Here is an 8657-nt window from a genome sequence, read left to right on the forward strand (position 1 = left end):
ACGTGGAGTTACAGCTCGCTGTCGTGCGACAGCAATCCCAGGCAGTAAGCGGCATCGGACAGGTCGACCGCGCCGGTCAGGTGGTCGTCCTCGGCAAGTGGGCGGGCGCCGAACAGGCCGGCAAAGTAAGCAAGGAGTCGACGCATGACACTGATCCAATCGTGGGGTTTTAAGGATCATCTAATGATCCGGATTTACCATCAAGGGCTGATACGAAATGTTACGAACATACGCATCTTGCCCTGGCACGCCTTGCGCTTGATCAGGCCCGCCGCAAGACGCATTGTCGAGTTGATCAGAGGTGTTGCGCCGCAAAATTTTTTCAGTACATCCAGGTATACCTGGCTTTTTTTTGGCGGTATAGTTCCTCTATCCTATTGCTCATAGGCATTTTATTGATGGCAATTGGACATGCTGGTGCCACGACGCCCCGCATGCAGCTGTACCGTCAGGCGACATCGATTGGCCACATGGTTTGCGGAAATTCTCATGGTCCAGATATCGAACGTCGCTGTCACTGCCGCTGCCTACCATTGCGCGGCAGAAAACGATGTTTGCATAGTAATTCCGTCCGCAGCCACCATTCATAGAGTAACCACATGCCCAATCTTGCCAAGCTTCAGCTCGCCTTCAAGAATGTCTACGTGCGCATCGGCGCCGGCCTCCTGTTCGTGCTGCTTGTCGGCTTGGCCATCTACAGCGCCGACGTGGAGCAGGACACCAGCCCGCTGGTCCATTCGCAAGACATTTCGCGCATCACCGCGCTCGCTGCGCAAAAGGACAAGCTGGAATACCTGATGGTGGCCAAGCCGCTGTCGGAATCGCCGCGCTACATCTTCAAGTTCAAGGACGCGCCCCAGCTGCACGTGATCAAGGTGCCGAGCACCTCGCACCTGAGCCTGGAGCGCGAAGTGCTGCTCAAGAACGCGATTCCCTATTCGATCGCCAAGGAAGACTACCTGGCATCGCACAAGGCGGTCCTGCTCGACGAAGGCCAGAGCGCCGCCAGCGCCGAAGCGATCGCCTTCCTCAAGCGCCATGCGCTCGATATCTTCCTGATTCTTTTGATTCTGTACGCGATCAAGTTCGGTATTCCGGGCATGGGCATGAGCGCCGCCGTCATCATGCCGGACAAGCTCAAAGGCAGCATGGATGACCTGATCGGCATGGACGACATCAAGCAGGAAGTGCTGCATTTGGAAGACATGATCCGCAACCGCAGCGAATACAAGTCGCACAACATCGACAAGCCGTTCAACGTGATGCTGACCGGCCCCGCCGGTACCGGCAAGACCAAGCTGGTTGGCTACCTGGCCAAGAAACTCAATGTGCCGCTGATCCAGGCATCCGGCTCGGCGCTCGAATCGGGCTACGTGGGTGGCGGTTCCAAGGCCCTCAATGCGCTGTACCGCAAGGCGTGCGCGCGCGGCAGCTGCATCATCTTCCTGGACGAAGCGCAAACCCTGTTCATGCCGCGCGGCCGTGGCGAGAAGAAGTGGGAAGACGATACCGCCAACACGCTTTTGGGCCTGCTCGACGGCGTCAAGAGCGACAAGGGCGCCGGCGTGATCTGGGTAGTGGCCTCGAATTTCGACGATGCCTCGGTCGAGATGGACGAAGCGATGCTGCGCCGCTTCTCGGTAAAGATCAACTTCCGCCTGCCGAACAAGGGCGAGCGCGGTGCGCTGCTCAAGAGCTTTTTGGGCCGCAAGAAGGATGGCCTGGTCGACTGGAACGACCTCGATCTGGGCCAGGTCGCCGAAATGACCGCCAACCTCAGTCCCGCGCTGCTGGAAACCGTGGTCGAACGCGCCAGCATGATCTCGATCCAGGAAAAGGCGATCATCAACACCGACCTGATGTTCCGCGCCTTCGAGCGCGCCACCCTGGGCCTGACCGACCGCGCCACCACGGCCGAAAAGCACAAGCAGCGCGAGCGCGTTGCGCTGCATGAACTGGGACACTTCTTCATGCAGATCGACCCCTATCTGCGCCAGGGCATGACCTTGGCCGAGGTCAAGGAAAAGTCGCACCTGCTCAAGATCAGTACCGAATCGGTGTCCAAGCTTGGCGCGCTGGGGTATGTGCTGCAGTCGGGCGACGATGTCTCGCTGCGCACGCTGGAAGAACTGGAGCAGGACGTGATCCAGCTGTACGGCGGCGTGGCAGCCGAGGAACTGTTTTATGGGGCGCGCGGGATTTCCGTGGGCAGCCAGAACGATATCGAAAAAGCCACCAAGATGCTCAACCTGATGGTCAACCGCCTGTCGATGTATTCGCGTTCGAAGATCGACTACACGCAGTTGAAGCACGAAGGCAGCGGCGAGCACACCATCCGCCAGGTGGAAGAGAAGTCGGACGAGTTATACAGCTACACCCTGGGCGCGATCCGCGATTACAAGGCAGTGATCGAGTCGCTCAAGGATACCTTGCTCGATCAGTACGTGCTGTCGAAGGATGCCGTGTTCGCGCTGCTGGAAGAGCGCCGCGATCTGCTGGCCTTCCACGTTGCCAGCCAGCGTTTGGGTAATCTGAAGCTGTGTACCGAGGCTGCCGCGGTCTAATAACGTCCCTTGGCACCGCTAAAAGAAGTTCCGTCGTTCCCGCCGAGTGCCGCCTTGGCGCGGGAACGACGAACTAGTTGTTAATGCGGCTTCACCCCCGCCAGTTCCACGCCGACCCGCTCCGCCATGCTGCGCGCCAGCTCGCGCTCCCCGACGAACACCTGGCTGCCGGTCTCCTTGCGCAGCAACTCCGCCTCTTCCTCGTTATGCGTGCGCACCAGCGTGCGGATCGCCGGATTGAGTGCGCGCGCCGTTTCGATCATGGCGCGCACATGGAAGGTGTCGGGCGTGGCAATCACCAGCAATGCCGCGCGCGCGATATGCGCCTGGATCAGCACCGCCGGTTCCGCCGCATTGCCCGCCACCGCCGCGATATCGCGCTTGCGCAGCTGGTCGACCAGCTCGCGGTTCTGCTCCGCCACCACGATATGCACGCCCTGCGCCATGAGCGCATCGGCGATCATGCGTCCGACCCGCCCGTACCCGACCAGCACCACCTGTCCGCTCAGGCGCTCCTGCGGCACCGACATCGGCAGCTCGGCCAGCGGATCGGTCGAACGTTCCAGCTTGCGCGCCGCGTCCGACTTGCCGCGCAACCAGCGCTGCAGCGGCTCGATCGTCTTGAACAGCAGCGGATTGAGCGCGATCGAAATAATCGCTCCAGCCAGGATCAGGCTCTGGCCCTCTTTCGGCAGCAAGCCGAGCGCCATGCCCAGCGCCGCCAGGATGAACGAGAACTCGCCGATCTGCGCCAGGCTGGCCGACACCGTCAGCGCGGTATTGAGCGGATAGCGCAGCGCGATCACCAGCGCGAACGCCACCAGCGACTTGCCGAACATGATCACGCCGACCACCGCCAGCACCCTTAGCGGGCTCTCGACCAGCACCATCGGATCGGCCAGCATGCCCACCGAGACGAAGAACAGCACCGAAAATGCATCGCGTAGCGGCAGCGATTCCTCGGCGGCGCGGTGGCTCAGGGGTGACTCGCGCAGCACCATCCCGGCAAAGAACGCGCCCAGCGCGAACGACACCCCAAACAGTTCCGAGGAACCGTAGGCGATGCCTACCGCCGTGGCGACGACGGCCAGCGTAAACAGTTCGCGCGAGCCGGTGCGCGCCACGCGCCACAAGAACCACGGGAACAGCCTGCGCCCGACCACCAGCATGAACACAATGAAGGCGGCAACCTGGCCCAGGGTTAGCCCCAAGGTTTTCCAGATGTTCGCGTCCGCAGCGGCGGCGCCATCCGGGCCTGTTCCGCCCAGCGCACCGGCCAGCGCCGGCAGCATCACCAGCATCAGCACCGTCACCAGGTCCTCGACCACCAGCCAGCCGACCGCGATGCGGCCGTTGATCGAATCGAGGATGCCCAGGTCTTCCAGCGCGCGCAGCAGCACCACCGTGCTGGCCACCGACAGCGCCAGCCCGAACACCAGCCCCGCGCCCAGGCTCCAGCCCCACAGGTGCGCCATGCCGATCCCCATGCCGGTGGCCGCGCCGATCTGCAGCACGGCCCCGGGCAGCGCGATGGCGCGCACTTCCATCAAGTCGTCCAGCGAGAAGTGCAGGCCGACCCCGAACATCAGCAGCATCACGCCGATTTCGGCCAGTTGCCCGGCCAGCGCCACGTCGGCAACGAAGCCCGGCGTGGCCGGTCCGATCACGATCCCGGCGGCCAGGTAGCCGCTAGCGCCGGCAGCTTGAAGCGCACCGCGATCATGCCGAATATGAGGCCGAAGCCAAGTGCGGCGGCGATGGTGGTGATCAGGCTGATGTTGTGGTGCATACGGACGCTCTCCTCGTGATGGGCGGAGCCCCCAGTATAGTTTACATGCCGCTGTAAGGACGCCCTATGGCACCGTGGCCAGCGCCAGCAGCACCTTGCGCACCGAGGCGCGCACCGCCAGGAATTCGGCGCGCCGTCCCGTTTTATCGAGCCGGAACAGCATCAGGCCCTCGATCTGCGCCACCATCAGGATCGCGCGCTGGCGGTATTCGTCGTCGCCGATGGCGGGATTGAGGCCGCGAATGAGCTTGAAGATGGCCTTGCGCTCGCGTGCCATCATGGTATCCATCAGGCTCGATGCGAAGGCATTGCGCGACGCCAGGGCCCAGATCTCGAAGAAGATCGCATGCGTCACCGGGTCGGTGATCTCGTCGAGGAACATGTCGCAGGTCGAGAAAAACTGGTCCAGGCGCGAGGCGCTCGTCATGGCCGCCGAAATCGAATCCATCTTCGACTGGAACAGGTCCATCGTATAGAGCAGCAGCGCTTCGAGCAGCGCATCCTTGCTCTGGTAGTAGTGCTGCACGTTCGACAGGCTGATGCCCACCTCCTGTGCCACCCTGCGCATCGACAGCCCGGCATAGCCATCGGCCGCCAGCAGGGTGCGCGCCGCGCGCAGGATATCGTGGGCCCGTCCCAACCCTTTTTCGGTGGTGACGGAGGCTTTGTGTTTGAGGGCGCTGGCGACGGTACTGGACATGGAGCGGATTATCGCATGGCGCTATGCAAAGCAGGTCGGCTGACCTATAATCGGCGTACTAGGTCGAGCGACCTAGTTCATAAAACATCTCAGGAGACGCGCATGAGCCGCAACGTATTTGTCACTGGCGTGGGCATGATCCCCTTCGCCAAGCCGGGCGCCAGCGCGCCGTACGACCAGATGGGCGCGCTGGCGGCGCGCCAGGCGCTCGACGACGCCGGCGTGGCCTACGACGACATCGAGCAAGCCTACGCCGGCTACGTGTACGGCGACTCGACCAGCGGCCAGAAGGCGCTGTACCAGGTCGGCATGAGCGGCATCCCGATCGTCAACGTGAATAACAACTGCTCGACCGGATCGACCGCCCTGTTCCTGGCGCGCCAGGCCATCGCCAGCGGCGCCGCCGACTGCGTGCTGGTGCTCGGCTTCGAGCAAATGAGCCCGGGCGCGCTCGGTTCCGTGTTCGCCGACCGTCCCAGCCCGTTCGAGCCGTTCGATGCCGTCACCGATGAACTGGTCGGCATGCCCGACATTCCGCTGGCGCTGCGCTACTTCGGCGGCGCCGGCCTGGCCCACATGGAAAAATACGGCACCCCGTTCGACGCCTTTGCCAAAATCCGCGCCAAGGCCAGCCGCCACGCCGTGAACAATCCGCTGGCGCTGTTCCGCAAGGAAGTCACCACCCAGGATGTGCTCGATGCGCCGATGATCTGGCCGGGCGTGATGACGCGCCTGATGGCCTGCCCGCCCACCTGCGGCGCGGCGGCGGCGGTGCTGGTATCGGAAGATTTTGCGAAAAAGCGCGGCCTGAAGGCCAACGTCTACATCGCCGCGCAAGCCATGACCACCGACCGGCCCAGCACCTTCGAGTCGGGCGACATGATGCGCCTGGTGGGCTACGACATGAGCCGCGCCGCCGCCGACAAGGTGTACGCGCAGGCCGGCATCGGCCCGGGCGAACTCGATGTCGTCGAACTGCACGACTGCTTCGCCCACAATGAACTGATCACCTACGAAGCGCTGGGCCTGTGCCCCGAGGGCGGCGCCGCCAGATTCATCGAAGACGGCGACAACACCTACGGCGGCAAGGTCGTCACCAATCCGTCCGGGGGGCTGCTCTCGAAAGGGCACCCGCTGGGCGCGACCGGCCTGGCCCAGTGCCACGAGCTGACCCACCAGCTGCGCGGCAGCGCCGGCGCGCGCCAGGTCGACGGCGCCCGCATCGCCCTGCAGCACAACCTGGGCCTGGGCGGCGCCTGCGTGGTCACCATGTACCGGGCCGCATGATGGAGATGAACATTTGCGGCACCTCGCCCTGGATGACGCCCGAACTGGAAGGCTTTCGCGACGCCGTACGCCGCTTCGTGGCCAGCGAAGTCGCGCCACACCAGCAGCGCTGGCGTGAGCAGCAGCACGTCGACCGCGAGCTGTGGCACAAGGGCGGCGCCATGGGCATCCTGTGCGCCGACATCCCCGAGCAGTACGGCGGTTCGGGCGGCAGCTTCGCGCACCAGGCCATCGTGTTCGAGGAACTGGGCTATGTGGGTGACATGGCCTTCGGCATCCACGTGCACGCCATCGTCGCCCACTACCTGCTGAACCAGGGCAGCGAAGCGCAAAAACGCAAGTACCTGCCCAAGCTGGCCAGCGGCGAGATGGTGGCGGCGATCGCCATGTCCGAACCGGGCGCCGGCTCCGACCTGAAGGGCATCCGCACCAGCGCCGTCAAAACGGCAGACGGCTACAAGGTGAACGGCTCCAAGACCTTCATCTCGAACGGCTACCTGGCCGATCTGGTCGTGGTGGTGGTCAAGACCAATGCCGACGCGGGCGCCAAGGGCGTTTCGCTGCTGCTGATGGAAACGAAGGACAATCCGGGCTTTCGCGTCGGCCGTATCCTGGAGAAGGTCGGTCAGAAGGGCCAGGACACCTGCGAGCTGTTTTTTGATAACGCCCATGTGGCGCTGGATAATGTGCTGGGCGGCGTCGAGGGCCAAGGCTTTGCCCAGCTGATGACCGAGCTGCCGTACGAACGCACCATTCTCGGCGTCGCTGGCGTGGCCGCCATCGAACGCGCGCTGCGCCTGACAATCGACCACACGCGCGAGCGGCGTGCTTTCGGCCAGGCGCTGATCGAGATGCAGAACACGCGCTTCGTGCTGGCCGAAATCAAGACCGAGGCCACGATTGCGCGCATCTTCATCGACCGCTGCATCGATGAGACCATAAAAGGCAACATGGACACGGTAACCGCCTCGATGGCCAAATACTGGATCTCGGACCTGCAATGCAAGGTGATCGACCAGTGCGTGCAGCTCTTTGGCGGCTATGGCTACATGCTCGAATACCCGATCGCCCAGATGTATGTGGACGCGAGGGTGCAGCGCATCTATGGCGGCGCCAATGAGATCATGAAGGAAATCATCGCCCGTTCACTTTAGGAGCACACCTTATGGCAGGACCGCTGGCAGGAATCAAAGTGATCGAAATGGCCGGCCTCGGACCCTGTCCGTTCGCCGCCATGATGTTGGCCGACATGGGCGCGCAAGTGATCCGCATCGAGCGCAAGAGCGCGCCCGGCGCGGCCACCCCGTTCCCCATGCTGGGCACCAAGTACGACGTGCTGGCGCGCGGACGGCGTTCGCTGGCGCTGGACCTCAAGCAGCCGGCCGCGCAAGCGATCACGCTGGACCTGATCTCCAAAGCCGACGTGGTGCTCGAAGGCTTCCGCCCTGGCGTGATGGAGCGTCTCGGACTGGGGCCGGACGCCTGCCTGGCGCGCAACGCCGCGCTGGTGTACGGGCGCGTCACCGGCTGGGGCCAGACCGGCCCGCTGGCGCAGGCGGCGGGGCACGACATCAACTACATCGCCCTGAGCGGCATGCTGCACGCGATGGGCCGCGCCGATGCGCCGCCGGCGCCTCCCCTGAACCTGGTGGGCGACTTCGGCGGAGGAGGGATGATGCTCGCCTTCGGCGTGGTTTGCGCCGTGCTGGAAGCGCGCGGCTCGGGCAAGGGCCAGGTGATCGACGCCGCCATGACCGACGGCGCCGCGCTGCTCGGCGCCATGATGTACGGTTTGCGCGCGCAGGGCGGCTGGAACGACCGGCGCGAGGCCAACCTGCTCGACGGCGGCGCCCATTTCTACGACACCTACGCCTGCGCCGACGGCAAATTCGTGTCGGTGGGCGCGATCGAGCCGCAGTTCTACGCCCTGCTGCTCAAGCTCGCCGGGGCCGACGATCCGGCCTTCGACGCCCAGATGGACCCGGCCAGCTGGCCCTTGCTGAGCGACAAACTGGCGGCGCTGTTTGCGCGGCGCACGCGTGACGAGTGGTGCGCGCTGATGGAAGGGACCGACGCGTGCTTCGCGCCCGTGCTCGACCTGGACGAAGCGCCCCTGCATCCGCACAACGCCGCCCGCGCCAGCTTCGTGCAGGTCGACGGCGTGACGCAGCCGGCACCGGCGCCGCGCTTTTCGCGCACCGTGCCGGAGCTGGCCGGCGCCCCGGCGTACCCTGGCCAGCACAGCGCGGCGGTGCTGCTGGACTGGGGCTGGGATGACGCCGCGATTGCCAGCCTGGCGGCCCAGGGAGTCATTTAA

At 64.3% G+C, this 8657-nt stretch carries 6 protein-coding genes and 1 pseudogene; 4 read left to right on the forward strand and 3 right to left on the reverse strand.

What is annotated here, in order from left to right; all coding sequences use genetic code 11:
* Positions 1-8: 8 nt before the first annotated feature.
* Entirely contained in the window at positions 9-146 is a 138-nt protein-coding gene (locus PO883_RS25665) for a hypothetical protein (protein ID WP_289312271.1), read from the reverse strand.
* Between the two features lie 453 nt (positions 147-599).
* Between PO883_RS25665 and PO883_RS25670 the strand changes: the two genes are divergently transcribed.
* Positions 600-2564 (forward strand): AAA family ATPase, encoded by a 1965-nt coding sequence (locus PO883_RS25670; protein WP_289312272.1) that lies wholly within the window; start codon positions 600-602, stop codon positions 2562-2564.
* Between the two features lie 80 nt (positions 2565-2644).
* Here PO883_RS25670 and ybaL read toward each other — a convergent pair.
* Positions 2645-4353, reverse strand: a pseudogene (gene ybaL, locus PO883_RS25675) (YbaL family putative K(+) efflux transporter).
* Positions 4354-4417: 64 nt separating this feature from the next.
* Complete coding sequence (locus tag PO883_RS25680) at positions 4418-5053, reverse strand: TetR/AcrR family transcriptional regulator (RefSeq protein ID WP_289312273.1); 636 nt, start codon at positions 5051-5053, stop codon at positions 4418-4420.
* A gap of 102 nt (positions 5054-5155) precedes the next feature.
* On the opposite strand from PO883_RS25680, the gene PO883_RS25685 reads away from it, so the two are divergent.
* The 3 genes from PO883_RS25685 to PO883_RS25695 are packed head-to-tail and all read left to right on the forward strand — an operon-like array spanning position 5156 to position 8657.
* Positions 5156-6340: a lipid-transfer protein gene (locus tag PO883_RS25685; protein WP_289312274.1), complete on the forward strand. Its 1185-nt coding sequence runs from the start codon at positions 5156-5158 to the stop codon at positions 6338-6340.
* Positions 6340-7494 (forward strand): acyl-CoA dehydrogenase family protein, encoded by a 1155-nt coding sequence (locus PO883_RS25690; protein WP_289312279.1) that lies wholly within the window; start codon positions 6340-6342, stop codon positions 7492-7494. The genes PO883_RS25685 and PO883_RS25690 overlap by 1 nt, the downstream gene beginning before the upstream one ends.
* Before the next feature lie 11 nt (positions 7495-7505).
* Positions 7506-8657 (forward strand): CaiB/BaiF CoA-transferase family protein, encoded by a 1152-nt coding sequence (locus PO883_RS25695; protein WP_289312275.1) that lies wholly within the window; start codon positions 7506-7508, stop codon positions 8655-8657.

The organism is Massilia sp. DJPM01, from assembly GCF_030348125.1.
Taxonomy (GTDB): domain Bacteria; phylum Pseudomonadota; class Gammaproteobacteria; order Burkholderiales; family Burkholderiaceae_D; genus Telluria_A; species Telluria_A frigida.